The organism is Neobacillus rhizosphaerae, assembly GCF_050477885.1.
Taxonomy (GTDB): domain Bacteria; phylum Bacillota; class Bacilli; order Bacillales; family Cytobacillaceae; genus Neobacillus; species Neobacillus rhizosphaerae_A.
The window spans coordinates 20,134-34,900 of sequence record NZ_JBCNAC010000060.1 but is presented as its reverse complement, the minus strand read 5'-3'; the positions used below and the strand labels follow the sequence as shown (position 1 = coordinate 34,900).

At 38.5% G+C, this 14,767-nt stretch carries 16 protein-coding genes; 15 read left to right on the top strand and 1 reads right to left on the bottom strand.

Going from position 1 to position 14,767, the window contains the following annotated elements; translation table 11 throughout:
* From cybH to ABES03_RS07575, 11 genes are all read left to right on the top strand, one after another.
* A complete protein-coding gene (gene cybH, locus ABES03_RS07625; protein WP_430116539.1) occupies positions 1–795 on the top strand; it encodes a Ni/Fe-hydrogenase, b-type cytochrome subunit in 795 nt (264 codons plus the stop codon).
* Positions 785–1,273 (top strand): HyaD/HybD family hydrogenase maturation endopeptidase, encoded by a 489-nt coding sequence (locus ABES03_RS07620; protein ID WP_430116538.1) that lies wholly within the window; start codon positions 785–787, stop codon positions 1,271–1,273. Before cybH ends, ABES03_RS07620 begins: the two co-directional genes overlap by 11 nt.
* The gene (locus ABES03_RS07615; protein ID WP_430116537.1) at positions 1,270–1,716 is read left to right on the top strand and encodes a hypothetical protein; all 447 of its coding nucleotides are present in this window, start codon (positions 1,270–1,272) and stop codon (positions 1,714–1,716) included. Before ABES03_RS07620 ends, ABES03_RS07615 begins: the two co-directional genes overlap by 4 nt.
* The gene (locus tag ABES03_RS07610; RefSeq protein WP_430116535.1) at positions 1,709–2,068 is read left to right on the top strand and encodes a hydrogenase maturation nickel metallochaperone HypA; all 360 of its coding nucleotides are present in this window, start codon (positions 1,709–1,711) and stop codon (positions 2,066–2,068) included. Before ABES03_RS07615 ends, ABES03_RS07610 begins: the two co-directional genes overlap by 8 nt.
* Positions 2,065–2,724, top strand: a complete 660-nt coding sequence (gene hypB, locus ABES03_RS07605) for a hydrogenase nickel incorporation protein HypB (RefSeq protein WP_430116534.1) — start codon at positions 2,065–2,067, stop codon at positions 2,722–2,724. Before ABES03_RS07610 ends, hypB begins: the two co-directional genes overlap by 4 nt.
* The gene (gene hypF / locus ABES03_RS07600) at positions 2,709–5,000 is read left to right on the top strand and encodes a carbamoyltransferase HypF (protein ID WP_430116531.1); all 2,292 of its coding nucleotides are present in this window, start codon (positions 2,709–2,711) and stop codon (positions 4,998–5,000) included. The genes hypB and hypF overlap by 16 nt, the downstream gene beginning before the upstream one ends.
* Positions 4,991–5,227, top strand: a complete 237-nt coding sequence (locus ABES03_RS07595; RefSeq protein ID WP_430116529.1) for a HypC/HybG/HupF family hydrogenase formation chaperone — start codon at positions 4,991–4,993, stop codon at positions 5,225–5,227. Before hypF ends, ABES03_RS07595 begins: the two co-directional genes overlap by 10 nt.
* Positions 5,199–6,311 (top strand): hydrogenase formation protein HypD, encoded by a 1,113-nt coding sequence (gene hypD, locus ABES03_RS07590; RefSeq protein ID WP_430116526.1) that lies wholly within the window; start codon positions 5,199–5,201, stop codon positions 6,309–6,311. Before ABES03_RS07595 ends, hypD begins: the two co-directional genes overlap by 29 nt.
* The gene (gene hypE / locus ABES03_RS07585; protein WP_430116523.1) at positions 6,311–7,312 is read left to right on the top strand and encodes a hydrogenase expression/formation protein HypE; all 1,002 of its coding nucleotides are present in this window, start codon (positions 6,311–6,313) and stop codon (positions 7,310–7,312) included. The genes hypD and hypE overlap by 1 nt, the downstream gene beginning before the upstream one ends.
* A gap of 555 nt (positions 7,313–7,867) precedes the next feature.
* On the top strand, positions 7,868–8,119 hold the full coding sequence (locus ABES03_RS07580) for a DUF2535 family protein (protein ID WP_308083488.1): 252 nt from the start codon (positions 7,868–7,870) through the stop codon (positions 8,117–8,119).
* 147 nt (positions 8,120–8,266) lie between these two features.
* On the top strand, positions 8,267–9,109 hold the full coding sequence (locus ABES03_RS07575; protein WP_430116522.1) for a DegV family protein: 843 nt from the start codon (positions 8,267–8,269) through the stop codon (positions 9,107–9,109).
* A gap of 37 nt (positions 9,110–9,146) precedes the next feature.
* Here the strand turns inward: ABES03_RS07575 and ABES03_RS07570 are convergent, their stop codons facing one another.
* Positions 9,147–10,037: an MBL fold metallo-hydrolase gene (locus ABES03_RS07570; RefSeq protein WP_430116520.1), complete on the bottom strand. Its 891-nt coding sequence runs from the start codon at positions 10,035–10,037 to the stop codon at positions 9,147–9,149.
* A 188-nt stretch (positions 10,038–10,225) separates the two neighbouring features.
* Here ABES03_RS07570 and ABES03_RS07565 point away from each other — a divergent pair, with 188 nt between their 5' ends.
* The 4 genes from ABES03_RS07565 to ABES03_RS07550 all read left to right on the top strand — a co-directional run bounded on the left by ABES03_RS07565 (position 10,226) and on the right by ABES03_RS07550 (position 14,674).
* Positions 10,226–11,746, top strand: a complete 1,521-nt coding sequence (locus ABES03_RS07565) for a spore germination protein (RefSeq protein ID WP_430116519.1) — start codon at positions 10,226–10,228, stop codon at positions 11,744–11,746.
* Positions 11,747–11,757: 11 nt separating this feature from the next.
* Positions 11,758–12,876 (top strand): GerAB/ArcD/ProY family transporter, encoded by a 1,119-nt coding sequence (locus ABES03_RS07560; protein WP_430116517.1) that lies wholly within the window; start codon positions 11,758–11,760, stop codon positions 12,874–12,876.
* Positions 12,863–14,014 carry a Ger(x)C family spore germination protein gene (locus ABES03_RS07555; RefSeq protein ID WP_430116515.1) on the top strand — a complete coding sequence of 384 codons (1,152 nt, stop codon included), beginning with the start codon at positions 12,863–12,865 and terminating at the stop codon, positions 14,012–14,014. Before ABES03_RS07560 ends, ABES03_RS07555 begins: the two co-directional genes overlap by 14 nt.
* A gap of 81 nt (positions 14,015–14,095) precedes the next feature.
* A complete protein-coding gene (locus ABES03_RS07550; RefSeq protein WP_430116513.1) occupies positions 14,096–14,674 on the top strand; it encodes an SCO family protein in 579 nt (192 codons plus the stop codon).
* Positions 14,675–14,767 lie beyond the last annotated feature (93 nt).

Genomic DNA, 14,767 nt, shown 5'->3' with positions numbered 1-14,767 from the left:
ATGGCTGCGCCAAAATTACCGACTCAAACGCCGGGGCCGTTCCCTGATAAACCGGTGATCAACAGCGAGAATTCGTTTCACACAGAAAGGCATATTGTCTATAAAGGAATAAAAAATGAAGTCAGAGCCTATGTTTGGGAATTACCTGTTAGGATTTTCCACTGGTTAAATATGTTCGCCATCTTTGTATTAATGGGAACGGGAATTTACATTGGAAAACCGTTTGCTTCGGCAGGCATACCAGAAGAGGCCTACTATTCCAACCTGATGGGCTGGATGCGCTATATTCACTTTTTTGCGGCCTTCCTATTTGTCGTGAACCTCCTATTCCGTCTGTATTGGGTTGCTGTAGGTAATAAATTTGCCACCTCTAATCCACTTAGATGGATATTTTGGAAGGAAGTTTTCGAGACAATTAAGTACTATTTATTTTTGAAAAATAAAAAGCCTCATTATGTTGGGCATAACCCTCTGGCACAATTGAGCTATTGGATATTTATTGGTCTTGGTTCCTGGATTGTGATGTTAACTGGATTCTATATGTATTTTGAACCGCAGCAAGAGTCTTTCTGGGCAAAATTATTTGTTTGGGTGCCCTATTTATTTGGTGGCGAAAGTTATACGCTTCGCTCGTGGCATCATCTAGCAGCATGGGGCTTCATGTTATTTACCCTTATACATGTATATATGGCTTTCCGTGATGATTATCTTGAGAGAAATGGATCCATCTCATCCATGATTACAGGCTACAAAACAACTACGAAGAAATCAGTAGGTGAAAAGGATGACAAATAGAAAGGTAGAATCAAAGATTACAATTCTAGGAATTGGCAACACCCTCTTCTCAGACGAGGGTGTTGGCATCCACCTTTTACCTTTATTAGAGGAAGCACTAAAGGAAGTTGAGAATATCGAAATTATTGAGGGTTTAACTGATGGTATGAGACTTCTGGGGCCAGTGGAGGAAGCCGAAAATCTAATCATTATTGATGCCATCAATGCCGGGAAAGAGGGTGGCACGATTATCTCACTTGTTGGGGAGGAAATTCCGGCTTATTTCGGTATCAAGATGTCCATTCACCAATTAGGCTTCCAAGAGGTATTGTTAGCGGCCAAGATGAGGGAACGATATCCCAAGCAAATCGTCATGGTCGGCATGCAGCCAACGTCACTTGAATTAGGAGTAGAGTTAACGGAAACCAACCGACAGAAACTGGGTGAACTAGCAAATGCCGTGATTGAGCAAGTGTTTAACTGGAGAAAGGTCTCATGAGACGGGGGGATTTCATAAAAGAGATGGGCAGCAGTCTTTTCCAAACGGTGAAATCTGTTTATGAGCCTTTTATTAGTGAGGATTTGGAAAAAGTGGAATCAGCCGCTGACCGAGCTCTCGGAATTACGTGGATTCCCTTCATAAAGGAAATTGAACTCGATTCAGAGCTAGAAATGAAGTTTATTAGAGGGAAACCAGTCATAGTAACACGTAATGGAACGAACATGCAGGCAATGGATGGAGTCTGTCCTGTATGTTCGAATATTATTATTCTAACAACACTATATTCAAGTGGAAAATGTTTGAATTGTCAAAAAGAATTCAATTTTAAGTCACACTCGGGTGAGTTACAACTTGCTTCCTTTCCAATAAAACGTAAGGAAGATATATATTATATTGGGTTTCAGAAGTATGAGAAGAAATCGGGTGGTAGCCATGCATGAAATGTCATTGATGGGAGATATTCTTCAGCTGGTGCAGGAGGATGCGTTAGAAAAGGGAATTTACAAAATTGAGAAGGTAGAATTGATCGTCGGTGAGATATCTAACGCTATGCCTGATGCCTTACAAATGGCATTTGATATATTTCGAGATCAAAATCTTCATTTATTCCAAGAGACGGCTGAACTTGTCATTCACCTTGAAAAGGCAAAAGCTTCCTGTGTTCTTTGTGGCATGGAATATAGACCGGAACATAAGATTGCTCTTTGTCCAAATTGCCTCGTTCCTTCTGGAAAGGTATTAAGTGGGGAAACGTTTCAGGTATTATCATACGAAGGGAGTAATACACAATGAAGGTTACTTTAAGGACGGACGTATTAACAAATAACAACAAGGCTGCTGAATTCAATCGAGAGCTATATCACAATACAAAAACCTTGGTCATTAATTTAATGAGTTCACCTGGAGCAGGGAAGACCACATTATTAGAGGAAACAGTCAGAGCATTATCTAAAAAATATCGGATTGCAGTGATCGAAGGGGATTTGGCAACGGAAAGAGATGCGGACCGAATTCGTGCAATGGGTGCAAAAGCTGTTCAAATCAACACCCATGGTGGCTGTCACCTAGACGCACGTATGATTGCGGCAACACTAGGTGAATTTGATTTAGATGAAATTGATATTCTCTTTATTGAAAATGTCGGTAATCTCGTTTGTCCTTCAGGCTACGACTTAGGACAGCATCATAAAGTGGCGGTGTTAAGTATACCAGAAGGTAACGACAAAATACCGAAATACCCACAAATGTTTATGAGAACAGAACTTGTGCTTTTAAATAAAATGGATTTGCTACCATATTTGGACTTCAGTGTGGAGGAAGCAAGAAAGGATTTATCGGAAATAAACCCGGAATCAATATTAATATCTCTCTCAGCCCGGACAAAAGAAGGACTGCATGATTGGTTTTCTTGGATTGAAGGAGCATATGAGCGATGCCTACAGCTGTGAAAATTGTTGTCCGTGGTAGAGTCCAAGGAGTTGGATTCAGACCGTTCGTTTTTCAGCTAGCCGAGAAATATCAGTTGAGTGGGACCGTCCAAAATAATATGGATGGTGTAAAAATTTATCTTGAAGGAGAAACCGGTCAAATTAAGGCATTTCTATTTGCATTAAAAAATAACGCGCCACGACTATCAAAAATAAATGAGATTTTAGTAGAAGAAACAGTAGCACAAAACATCGCAGACTTTACAATTATCCCAAGTGAACGCAGTGGGACCTCCATGCTGGTCATTCCAATTGATTCAGCAGTTTGTGAGGATTGTCTCAATGAAATGAAAGATCCGAATGATTTTCGCTACCAATACCCGTTCATTAACTGTACTCAATGCGGTCCTCGTTACACGATCATTAATGAGTTACCATATGACCGCCCCTATACTTCTATGAAGGACTTTCCTATGTGTGAGGATTGTCGGAGGGAATATGAAGACCCAACGAACCGGCGGCATCATGCTCAGCCGATTGCTTGTCCAACATGTGGTCCTAGAGTCTGGTTACTTAACCAAAGTGGAAAGCAAGTAGATCTAGAGAATCCGATGGTTGAAACAGTGAAGCTATTAAAAGAAGGAAGGATTGTAGCCATTAAAGGGATAGGAGGCTACCATCTTTGTTGTGATGCAAGTAATGAGAAAGCGGTAGCCGAATTGCGAAGACGAAAAAAAAGGCCTTTACGGCCATTGGCAGTCATGGCTTCTTCTTTGACAGCCGTAGAACAAATAGCAAAGCTGAATGAGGCAGAACATAAGCTTTTGCAAAGTCCGGAATCTCCCATTGTCGTGTTAAAGAAAATCGTACATTATCAATTGGCTGAAAGCGTTGCACCACGTATGAACACGATTGGGGTCATGCTTCCGTATACACCATTGCATCATTTGTTATTTACTGATTCCGAACTATCTTGTCTAGTGATGACTAGTGCCAATCCATCAGGAATGCCTATCCTATATAAGGATGAGGACGCCAGTCGATATTTGGAGGGAATTGCTGATTATTATCTTGTCCATAATCGGGAAATACTGCACCCAGTGGATGATTCTGTCGTCCAATTCAATGATGGAAAGCTCGATTTCCTACGAAGGTCAAGAGGATATGTTCCAGATCCGTTTTTGACATCTCGAGATATGACAGGAATCGTCACTTTTGGTGGTCAACAAAAGACCACTTTTACGATTGGTCGAAATGAGCAAATTTTTGTCGGACCGCATATCGGTGACTTAGAAAATATCGAAACAATCAATCATTACAAACAAGAATTAAATCATCTGTTAAAGTGGATTGATATTCCAAAAAAACTGGCTGTAATCGATGCCCATCCCGGCTATCACATTCAAAAGCTAGTAAAAGAATTTCCATTTGAAGAAGTAATCGAGGTTCAACATCATCACGCCCATATGGCTGCATGTATGGAAGAGCACCAAATGAAGGGTGAAGCGTATGGAATTATTTTAGATGGGACCGGTTATGGTCTCGACGGAAACATCTGGGGCTTTGAGGTTCTCTATGGGGATGCAGGCCAGTTTCAACGTATGGCTCATTTACACTATACTCCCCTTCCTGGAGGTGAAAAGTGTATTCATGAGCCGTGGAGAAATGCAGCGGCAATGCTTATTTACCTTCTTGGTGCGGAGGGGGAATTTTTGGCGAAAACTATCTTCGAAGATAATAAAGCAGAGATTGATACCTTAAAAAAGATGATTGATAAAAATATAAATACGGTTTACGCTGGCACGTGCGGCAGACTTTTTGATGCGGTAAGTGCACTTTGTGGTATGACCAAAATATCTAGTTATGACGGGGAAGCAGCTATTCAATTAGCAGAATTAGCTGATGAAGATCACATTTTTGAGCCTTATTTATTTGATTTAGATGAACAGGATGTACTAACCATTGATTTTTCAAAAATGCTTAAAGAGATTGCTTGGGGAATTTTAGAAGAAAAAGAAGTTTCCCTCATTAGTGGAAGATTTCATGAAACAGTTGTACAGGCGACAGTAGAAGTGATGGAGAAGCTACTTGTTAGAAGCTCCAATGCTAATAAACAGGTTGTCCTTTCAGGTGGCAGCTTCCATAATCGGTTCTTAAGGAAGAGGTTGACAGCAGAATTGATAGAAAGAGGGTTTGTTGTCTTCGTACCAGAGAAGGTTCCGTGCAATGACGGTGGTTTATCATTTGGGCAATTAGCAATTGCCGCGGCAAAAAGGAGTGCTTTGCAATGTGTGTAGGCGTACCTGCTAGAGTAGTGAAAAAAATGGAATACAGTGCAGTTGTGGATGTTATGGGTTCGCAAACAACCGTTGGAACGATATTTGTTCCCGAATTGGAGCTTGGAGATTTTGTTATCGTACATGCTGGTCAGGCAATGAGTATAGTCGATGAAACGTATGCAAGACAGAGTGTGGAGGAGTGGAGGAAGCTTGTCGATGCTCGAAATTCTGAAACAGTCCAATAATCCGGAAGTCTGTAAGCCTCTTGTGGAGGCCGTTATCGAAAAAGCAAAGGAATTTCAGCAAAAGTTTGGACGCAAGCCTGCTTTTATGGAGGTGTGCGGTTCGCACACCATGTCTCTAGCTAGAACAGGAGTGAAGTCTTGTCTAAAGGATGAGGTCAACCTTATTTCCGGACCAGGATGTCCTGTGTGTGTCACGGACCAACGTTCGATTGATGCCATGATCGCTCTGGCAGAAGGCGAAAACCGAATCATTTGTACATTCGGTGACATGATGAGAGTTCCTGGCTCTAATAAAACATTGCTGAATTCGAAGATTGCCGGTAAGGATATTCGTGTTCTCTATTCACCAGTGGATGCTGTAAAGGTTGCTGAAGAAAATCCAAAGAAAGAAGTGATCTTTCTTGGAGTGGGTTTTGAGACGACAATTCCTATCCTCACACTAATGGTGGGAGAAGCGGAAAAACGTGGAATCGAGAATTTTTCGATTTGGATGACTACTAAACTAGTTGAACCTGTTCTCCGATACTTGCTTAATGCTGGAGAGGTTCATTTGGATGGATTTTTGCTACCGGGCCATGTTTCGATTGTAATAGGTGAAGCTTCATACCAGTATTTAGTTGATGAATATCATATTTCAGGTGTGATTACTGGTTTTGAAACGGCAGAATTGCTGTCTGGAATTTACAAAAGCATTGATTTGGCTATAAAAGGAGAAACGGCTATAATCAATAACCACCCTTCTGTTGTCAGTAAAACGGGAAATCAAGTGATTCAACAGTGGATGGATCAGTACTTAATCAAGTGTGACGAAGCCTGGAGGGGAATAGGAGTTATTCCTAATAGCGGGCTAGACTTGAAACCTGAATACGATAAATTTAACGCGAAAAAGAGGTTTACGGTAGAAGTAGGTGAACCAAGAAAAACGAAATGTCGCTGCGGCGAAGTCATTCGTGGCTTAATCACACCAAATGAATGTCCACTTTTTGGTAAAGCCTGTAATCCGCAAAAACCAATCGGTCCGTGTATGGTTTCTGCGGAAGGTAGTTGTGCTGCTTATTATCAATACATGAGGGAGAGCTTTTAATGAATCAATTTATCAGTCTAGCACATGGTGACGGCGGTGAGTTAAGCCACCGTTTAATCAAAGATGTATTCATCGAAGCCTTTGGTGATGGAAATTCGGCATTATTTGATGCAGCCTCCGTGGACATACCAGTCGGCAAAATTGCCGTGACTACAGACTCGTTTGTTATTAAGCCTATTTTCTTCCCTGGTGGCTCTATCGGTAAATTAGCGGTAGCAGGTACGGTTAATGATTTAGCTGTTAGTGGAGCGAAACCTGTATACCTAACCTGCGGATTTGTAATTGAGGAAGGGTTCTCTATTACTGATTTAAAAAAAATAGTGAGTGACATGGCTAATGAAGCTCTAAAGTCAGGCGTTACAATTGTAGCAGGTGATACAAAAGTAGTGGAACGCGGTAGTGCGGATGGAGTGTACATTAATACGACAGGGATTGGAATCTATGAGCCTAATATAGGATGCAGCCTTGAATTTGAAGATGGAGACACTATTATTGTGTCAGGTACCATTGGCGATCATGGCATCGCTGTTTTGGCCGCAAGGGGAGAGTTAGGTATATCATCGCCCGTAATTAGTGACTGTGCTAGCTTAAACACAATGTTAGCGGAAGTTCTTAACTCTACTTCAGGTGTACGAATCATGCGGGATCCAACTAGAGGTGGTCTAGCCACCACACTCGTTGAGATTGCAGAAGACTTTCATTTAACGATTAAAATTAATGAACTTGACCTCCCCGTAAAAGAAGAAGTACACGGGGTTTGTGATTTAGTAGGCTTCGACCCGCTGTATTTGGCCAATGAAGGAAAAGCCATTCTTTTCGTTGCGGATAAGGAAAAGGAAAAAGTGTTAGAAATATTACGAGAATTCCCTGAGGGAAGAGATGCGGTAGTCATTGGTTCTATTATGGGAAAAGAAAAGGGTCAGTTACTATTAGAAACCCCTTTAGGCTCCAAACGATTATTAACTAGATTATCAGGAACAATGTTTCCGAGAATATGTTAGATGATGCCCCCATACACTATTGTATGGGGGCTTTTTTATATAACTATTTAAAAATAAGTTTAAAGAAAAAGTTCATATTTAATATATACAAAAATAATAAATTAATACCTTTATTTGTTCTTAATTAAGTTATATAATTTAATTATAAATTCTTTATAATGAACAAAAAGCTGATAGGAGCCTCTATTATGTACAAAAAAACCTGTCCCAAATGCCACAAACCATCTTTCAGTAGTTGTGATTCCGGTACATGGATCTGTCCAACGTGCAATAATGATCTTACATTTTTCAATATTCAAGATGCAGAGACTAGCAAAGAAAGCAGACCACGATTATTTCTTATTAAAAACAGTATTCTACAAGAAAACCCACAATTAAATGCCCAAATTAAATCTTACACCTTCAAATCATTCGACTAAAAACAGGACATAAAATGATCCTGTTTTTTGTTGCAATTCATTCACAAAATTTTTTTCTAGTAAGCATAATTAGACACTTTTCGAGGTCGAAAAGGTGTATAATATAGTCAAACGGGTGAAAAAGAGGATTGATATTTTGTTATTCAAAAGCCTAGAGTTCAAAAATGTTGTTGGACAGAAGGTTAAAGTCATGGAAATTCCTGTATTGGAGGAAGATAGTACTTATAAATTTATGATCCAAGTCCGTTTACAGACGTTTTTAACGTCCATTAATCAGGAAAGCAAACCTAAGAGATGCTACTCCTTTAAAGATTACTTGAAAAAGGTCATGAAGTGGCCAGATTATGAACAACTATTCAAAGTTGGAGAATTAAAGAATAATGCATAGTTCCATTCGAGCATCGACAACGGTGCTCTTTTATTTTTGCAGAAATGTATCAAATCAGTGATCAAAAGTAGAAAAGGTCCAGTTATAGTTTCTTTCAATAGTTGAAACCTGTATAATACTAAACAGTAAGTGTAGGGATGTGACTGAATGAGTAAAATTAAAATTGTAACCGATTCAACCTTAGATATTTCACAAGAAATGGCTAAGCAACTAGGTATTATTGTTGTACCTTTATCCGTTACGATAAAAGGTGAAACCTTCTTAGACCGGGTGGATATAGATCCGGCTGAATTTATTGATAAAATGAGCAATGAAAAAGAATTACCAAAGAGTTCCCAACCTGCCGCTGGTGTTTTTCTAGAGGTTTACGACGAGCTTGGGAAGGACGGGTATGAAGTATTATCCATACATATGACAGGAAAAATGAGCGGTACAGTGCGGTCAGCTGAAAGTGCAGCACAAATGACAGATACCAAGGTAACAGTAGTCGATTCAAAGTTTATTTCTACCGCTCTGGCTTTTCAAGTGAAGGAAGCTGCTATTATGGCAGAGCAAGGGAAGGAAATGAAAGAAATTTTATCCCGATTAGAAACAATCCAGGAACATACCAAACTATATATCATGGTTGATACGTTAGAAAACCTCGTTAAGGGTGGTAGAATCGGAAAAGGAAAGGCATTCATTGGCTCTCTATTAAATATCAAACCGATTGCGTCACTTGAAGGGGCAGAATATACTCCGGTTACAAAGGTTCGCAGCCATTCTCAGGTCGTTAAATTTTTGGCCAAGCAGTTTGCGGAAGATGTGAAGGGGAAAACGATTCGTGGTGTTGGTCTAGTCCATTCTGGTGCCCAGGAACTTGCAGTAAAAGTAAAAGAGAGCATCTTCGATTTGACTGGATTCCAGGATATTCCAATTGATTATACGGGTCCAACCATTAGTACGCACACCGGACCTGGTACAATAGCACTGATGTATTATTATGAATAGAGGATTGAATAACAGGATGGTGCCGGACACCCTCCTGTTATTTTTTACTGACTAGCTCTAGAGAAGATTCTTCAACTGTATAGCCTAGGCGGTGTAAATGCTTCCGAATTCCTCCGCGTTCCCACGTTTTGAGAATAGAGTTTTGTAACAATTTATTCGGATAAAAGATCCCGATATTTGTAAGTTCCTCAAAGTTCATGCCTTGTTTAATATATTGTTCAATTACCTGGTCTCTTCGGTCGATGATGGCAAGGAATTTATCCATTGCTTCTTTAAATTCCCTTTTGTTGAAAATCCCTTTTTGATGTCCAGTTATGTACGTATCAGCATCAAGGGAAAGTAATCGTTTACCAGAGGCAATGAAATCCTCAATATTTCCATCACTACCGTTATACCACGGCCCAAAAGATGTCATGTCATAGTCTCCAGCAAAAACCACACCCAATTCAGGAAAGTAAGGGCAAGATAAACCCATCGTATGCCCAGGGGTATGTAGAAATTGTACTATTACATCTCCAAAAATATAGTTCGTCTCATATTCATAGGTTCCTGAAATCTCGCCAAGGTTTTTAACCCATTCCTGTGGAAGTGTCTTTTTCCACTGCTCGACGCCTTCAGCTCCCCATTCTTGATAGACTCCATTGACACTTGCTACCCCCTCAATCGTTAATGAGGTCTCGTACTCAATTGGATTAATTAGTTTTGTCGCATCCCTAAACAAATGATTATGGAGAGTATGGTCAGGGTGGTAATGGGTGTTAATGATTAGCTCCACACCATATTCCCTATCAAGTTCTAACAGTCGATCTGCATCTGCCCCACTATCTATTAATATTTTTTCAGGACAATCTATAAAAAGACTTCTTGAAAAAGGGACCTTGCTATAATTTGGACCTTCTAGTATCATAATCGGACCAATTCGATCCATTAAAATCACCTCTTAAAGTAGAAATCTGTATGATTGTTCAAACAGGTACAATGAATGAATACTCATTCATTGTACCATATTGTTTTTTGTAATGAAACCACTATGCAAATAAAGGTATCCTTTTAAAATGGGTAAAAATAGGATTTTTGGTAAACATAAAAAAAATAGTATTTAAAAAGGTGCTGACAATGTTTAAGCGAAAACCCAAAAATAATCAGTCAGATGAATTTAAAAAGCATAGTTTTAATGTAGATGAACTTAAAGAGCAGTTAAACAATGAACTGGGAACATGTTCAGATATAAACTTTCGAACCTTAAAAAAAGAGGGTAAAAAAATTCTGGTTTGTTTCCTAAGTAGCTTGATCGATAAAACCAGTCTTGACGAGTTTATTTTATTACCTGTTCAACAGCAAAATAATTCGATGGATTGGACAACAGAAAATCTAGCGCAGATTTTACCTATTGGTGAACTGCAAGCTGCCAATCAATTAAAGGAGGTCGTTTCCTCTTTAATTGAAGGCTATGCCTATATTTATATTGATGGTGAGTCATATGGAATCCTCGCGAATATTGGTACAACAGTAGAGAGATCTTTAGAAAAAGCGGAAACAGAATCGTTAGTCTATGGCCCGAAGATTTCTTTTACTGAGTCGCTTATAGGGAACTTAAATATTCTTAGAAGTAATCTAAAGGATAAAGAGCTGTGCATGGAAGATATAAGTATAGGAAGCAGAGTGAAAACACCCGGAAAGATTGTTTATATAAGAGATATTGCAGATGAAGAAAATGTAAATACCTTTAAACAAAGAATAAATGAGTTAGAGTTTGATTATATTCCAGATACAACCGTACTAGGGCAGTTGATTGAGGATAATAGTTGGACTGTTTTTCCTCAAATCATGTCCTCAGAGCTTCCAGACCGCATATCCCTTTCTTTAATGAGAGGTAAAGTTGCGATCTTAATGGATCGTTCACCTGCAGCCATTTATGGTCCAACCCCATTTTTTAGCTTTTTTGAATCAACTGAAGATATTTATATGCGCTGGAATATGGGGCTGTTTTTAAGAATGCTGCGAATTGTAGCTATTTTTTTATCTGTTTTATTAACGCCAGCGTATGTGGCGGTTTTGACCTATCATTATGAGGTTATCCCATCTCCCTTGCTAGTTTCATTAGGGCAATCTAGGGCAAATGTTCCGTTTCCACCGGTATTTGAAGCATTGTTATTAGAATTTGTCATTGAACTCTTAAGAGAGGCGGGAGCTAGATTACCGACAAAAGTGGGTCAAACCATGGGTATCGTTGGTGGTATAGTCATCGGACAAGCTGCTGTTCAGGCAGGGTTTACCAGTAATATATTAATTATTATTATTGCGCTGAGTGCACTTGGGTCTTTTACCTCTCCAAGTTATATCATGGGTACTGCCATTCGAATGATTAGGTTCCCCATTATTCTGTTAGCGGGCATCTGGGGTGGAATTGGGATCATGCTGTCTTTTTGCTTTTTTCTAATTCATTTGTTAAAACTAACCTCCTTAGGGAGCCCGTATTTTATGCCTGTCTACCCTTTTCGTTGGAGGGACTTAGGATACAGTATCATTAAATTTCCCGTTCAATACTTGCCTTTTAGACCAGTTACCAATCATCCAGTAGATAGTAGTCGATTTAAAGAGGAAAAAGCGATGAAAAAGAAGGATGTAGATGAATAGGAGCGGTCAAGATGAAAGTGAATTTACATCCGAAAGAGAGTTTGTTATTTGAAGCATTTCTTGTCTTGTTTTTTGTCCATTCCATCCAAACGGGAGTAGGTATAGTAGGACTGCCGAGAGTTGTCTATATGGAAGCCAAGCATGACGCATGGCTTGCAGTCCTTCTTGGGGGGATATTTACTGCATTTGTATTAGTCATGATGGTGCGTATGCTTGGAAAGTATGATAGTGCTGATTTGTATGGAATTCATTTTGATGTTTTTGGTAAATGGATTGGTCATACATTAAGTATTTTTTATATGCTGTATTTGAGCTTTAGCTTTTTTATTATCCTTATGAATTATATTGAAATTATCCAAGTGTGGATCTTCCCTGATCTCCCCACCTGGCAAATTTCTTTAGTTTTAATCCTATTAACTATTTATGCTGTAAATGGAGGTATTCGTGTAATAGTAGGCGTTGCCTTCCTATCAGTATTGGGGACCTTTTGGCTCAATTTTTTCATCACTGTACCTATTAGGTATTCCGATTTCAAACATCTACTGCCTATTATGAACATTAATATGATGCAGCTAGTGAAGGGAATGTACAAAACCACTCTCTCGCTCATGGGGTTTGAATTAATTATGTTTATTTATCCATATGTGAAAAACAAAAAGAAAATTATGCTGTACACACAGTTAGGAAATCTTTATACAACTGCCATATTTACTTTGATTACTCTAGTTTGTATTGCGTTTTTCTCAGAAAATGGTTTAGCACGAACCATTTGGCCGGTATTATCGATGTTTAAGATTGTGAAACTGCCAAACTTAGAACGCTTTGAATTTATTGCAGTTTCCTTTTGGATGTTAATTATTTTACCAAACATGTGCGGTTATTTATGGGCTGCCTCCAAAGGCATAAACCGAATCTTTCAAATGAAGCAGAAAAGGGGCATTTGGATTCTTGGACTTTTAGTTTGGATAGGAACTTTTTTTATTAAAGCACGATACCAAATGAATGTAGTAACAGATTACGTAGCTAAGCTTGGATTCGTTGCAGCGTTCTGTTATCCAATACTCCTTTCCGTGATTGTTTCTGTGAAAAAGTGGCTTCAGAGGAGGAAGAAATCGAATGCAGAAGTGTAGCAGAAGTAAATTATGTTTATTACTTTTTTGTTGCATGGCTATCATGGCTGGATGTGTGGAACAAAAGCCGCTTGAAAAGTTAGGTCTTATTACTACTGCTGGATACGATTTAGTAGGGAAGGAACAAATTAAAGGAATTGTAGTCGTGCAAAAGTTTGATCCTATGGCACAATCAGCAACAAAGGTTATAAGTGCCATTTCAAAAACAAGCAAAGGATTAAGGCAAGCAGAAAATCTTAAATCAAACCAAAAACTGGTCTCGGGACAGCTTCGGTCGGTTGTTTATAGTAGAGAACTAGCTGAAAGAGGTATTATTCAACTAGTTGATACTTTAAACCGTGATGCTGCAATTGGGAACATGGTTTATTTAACAATTGCAGACCAAACAGCTGAGGAGATTATGAAAATTGACCAAAGTAAAACAAATATTAACCTTGGAACATATATCTATAATTTAATCAAACAGAATGTCGAAGGAGAGCAGATTATCTCACCCACCTTACAAGAATTTAATCATAATTACTACGATATTGGAAAAGACCCTGTTCTTCCCATTTTAAAAATACAAGGTGGGGACGTGGTTATCTCAAGCGTCGGACTATTCAGAGAGGATCGATTGGTTGATGAGCTGAAGCAATCGCAGCTATTTTTTTTGAAGATTTTAGTTGATAAATATAAAGCCGGAACACTCGAAATGGGTTTCAAAAAAGAGAAACTTCAAGATATAATGTTAGAAGGTTTAGTACCAACCCCTTTGTATAATAAAGTCTACCTCACCATTGATAATATAAGGAGCAAGTCTAAAATAAAATTGATTGACAAGCAGAACCTTAAATTCAAAGTGGAAATAAAATTAGATTCAAGATTATTAGAAATGACAGAGCCATTAGATTTGGCGAAACCGGCTACGGTAAAGCTACTAGAGAAAAAAATAAATAAAGCAATGGAAAAGCAGGTAGAGGATCTACTCTATCATCTAAGGGAACTAGATATTGATCCTATTGGCTTTGGAAACGAGTATGAAGTGCATTACAGAGGCAAGCAAATATCCAAAGAGAAATGGAGAGAACTATACAAAAAGGCTGAATTTGATGTGCAAGTAAAGAATAGGATTGAGAAAACAGGCGTTATTGATTGAACAATACCGTTTCTCTTTTCACTTTTGTCTTTCTTTGTTAAACTATTCACGAAATGAATAGAAAAGGTTGCAGGTGATTAAATGAAAACTCGAATGATGTTGTTTGGAATCTTTGTAAGTATGCTACTTATAGCTGGATGTGGAAAAAAAGTAATAGAAAATGAGGTAAATTGGCCTATTAAAGATTTTTCTGCAACTAGTCAGGAGCAAAAGACGGTTGGATTAAAAGATTTAAAAGGTAAGGTTTGGATCTCAGATTTTATTTTTACAAGCTGTGCAGATGTCTGCCCGCCAATGACTGCTAATATGGCTAAATTACAAAAAAAGGTGAAAGACGAAGGATTAAATAACGTAGAATTTGTTTCTTTTAGTGTGGATCCTGCAGTGGATACTCCTGAAGCATTAAAAAACTATGCTACGCAGTTTGGGGCCAATCTTAAAAACTGGACGTTACTAACGGGATATTCTCAAGAGTTTATTGAGGAATTTGCTTTGAAGAACTATAAGGCACTTGTAAAAAAACCGGAAGAAGGAAATCAAGTGGTTCATGGAACCTCTTTCTATTTAGTTGACCAGAAAGGGAATATTAAAAAGTCCTATAATGGCTATAAGGATGTCCCATTTGAAGAAATAATTTCTGATATAAAATCGTTACAATAGACCAATGAAATGGTCTATTTTTTTTGCCAAGAATAGGATATAGTGTATATTTGTTTTGAATGATTTGGGTCGTGGTATAATAAAATTAGTTTA

Excerpts from the sequence above, each read along its gene's own strand:
- ABES03_RS07595 (WP_430116529.1), top strand. The coding sequence starts at position 4,991 with ATGTGTGTAGGCGTACCTGCTAGAGTAGTGAAAAAAATGGAATACAGT.
- hypD (WP_430116526.1), top strand. The coding sequence starts at position 5,199 with ATGCTCGAAATTCTGAAACAGTCCAATAATCCGGAAGTCTGTAAGCCT.
- cybH (WP_430116539.1), top strand. The coding sequence starts at position 1 with ATGGCTGCGCCAAAATTACCGACTCAAACGCCGGGGCCGTTCCCTGAT.
- hypE (WP_430116523.1), top strand. The coding sequence starts at position 6,311 with ATGAATCAATTTATCAGTCTAGCACATGGTGACGGCGGTGAGTTAAGC.
- hypF (WP_430116531.1), top strand. The coding sequence starts at position 2,709 with ATGCCTACAGCTGTGAAAATTGTTGTCCGTGGTAGAGTCCAAGGAGTT.
- ABES03_RS07560 (WP_430116517.1), top strand. The coding sequence starts at position 11,758 with ATGAAAGTGAATTTACATCCGAAAGAGAGTTTGTTATTTGAAGCATTT.
- ABES03_RS07565 (WP_430116519.1), top strand. The coding sequence starts at position 10,226 with ATGTTTAAGCGAAAACCCAAAAATAATCAGTCAGATGAATTTAAAAAG.
- ABES03_RS07575 (WP_430116522.1), top strand. The coding sequence starts at position 8,267 with ATGAGTAAAATTAAAATTGTAACCGATTCAACCTTAGATATTTCACAA.
- ABES03_RS07615 (WP_430116537.1), top strand. The coding sequence starts at position 1,270 with ATGAGACGGGGGGATTTCATAAAAGAGATGGGCAGCAGTCTTTTCCAA.
- ABES03_RS07550 (WP_430116513.1), top strand. The coding sequence starts at position 14,096 with ATGAAAACTCGAATGATGTTGTTTGGAATCTTTGTAAGTATGCTACTT.
- ABES03_RS07620 (WP_430116538.1), top strand. The coding sequence starts at position 785 with ATGACAAATAGAAAGGTAGAATCAAAGATTACAATTCTAGGAATTGGC.
- ABES03_RS07610 (WP_430116535.1), top strand. The coding sequence starts at position 1,709 with ATGCATGAAATGTCATTGATGGGAGATATTCTTCAGCTGGTGCAGGAG.
- ABES03_RS07570 (WP_430116520.1), bottom strand. The coding sequence starts at position 10,037 with ATGGATCGAATTGGTCCGATTATGATACTAGAAGGTCCAAATTATAGC.
- ABES03_RS07555 (WP_430116515.1), top strand. The coding sequence starts at position 12,863 with ATGCAGAAGTGTAGCAGAAGTAAATTATGTTTATTACTTTTTTGTTGC.
- hypB (WP_430116534.1), top strand. The coding sequence starts at position 2,065 with ATGAAGGTTACTTTAAGGACGGACGTATTAACAAATAACAACAAGGCT.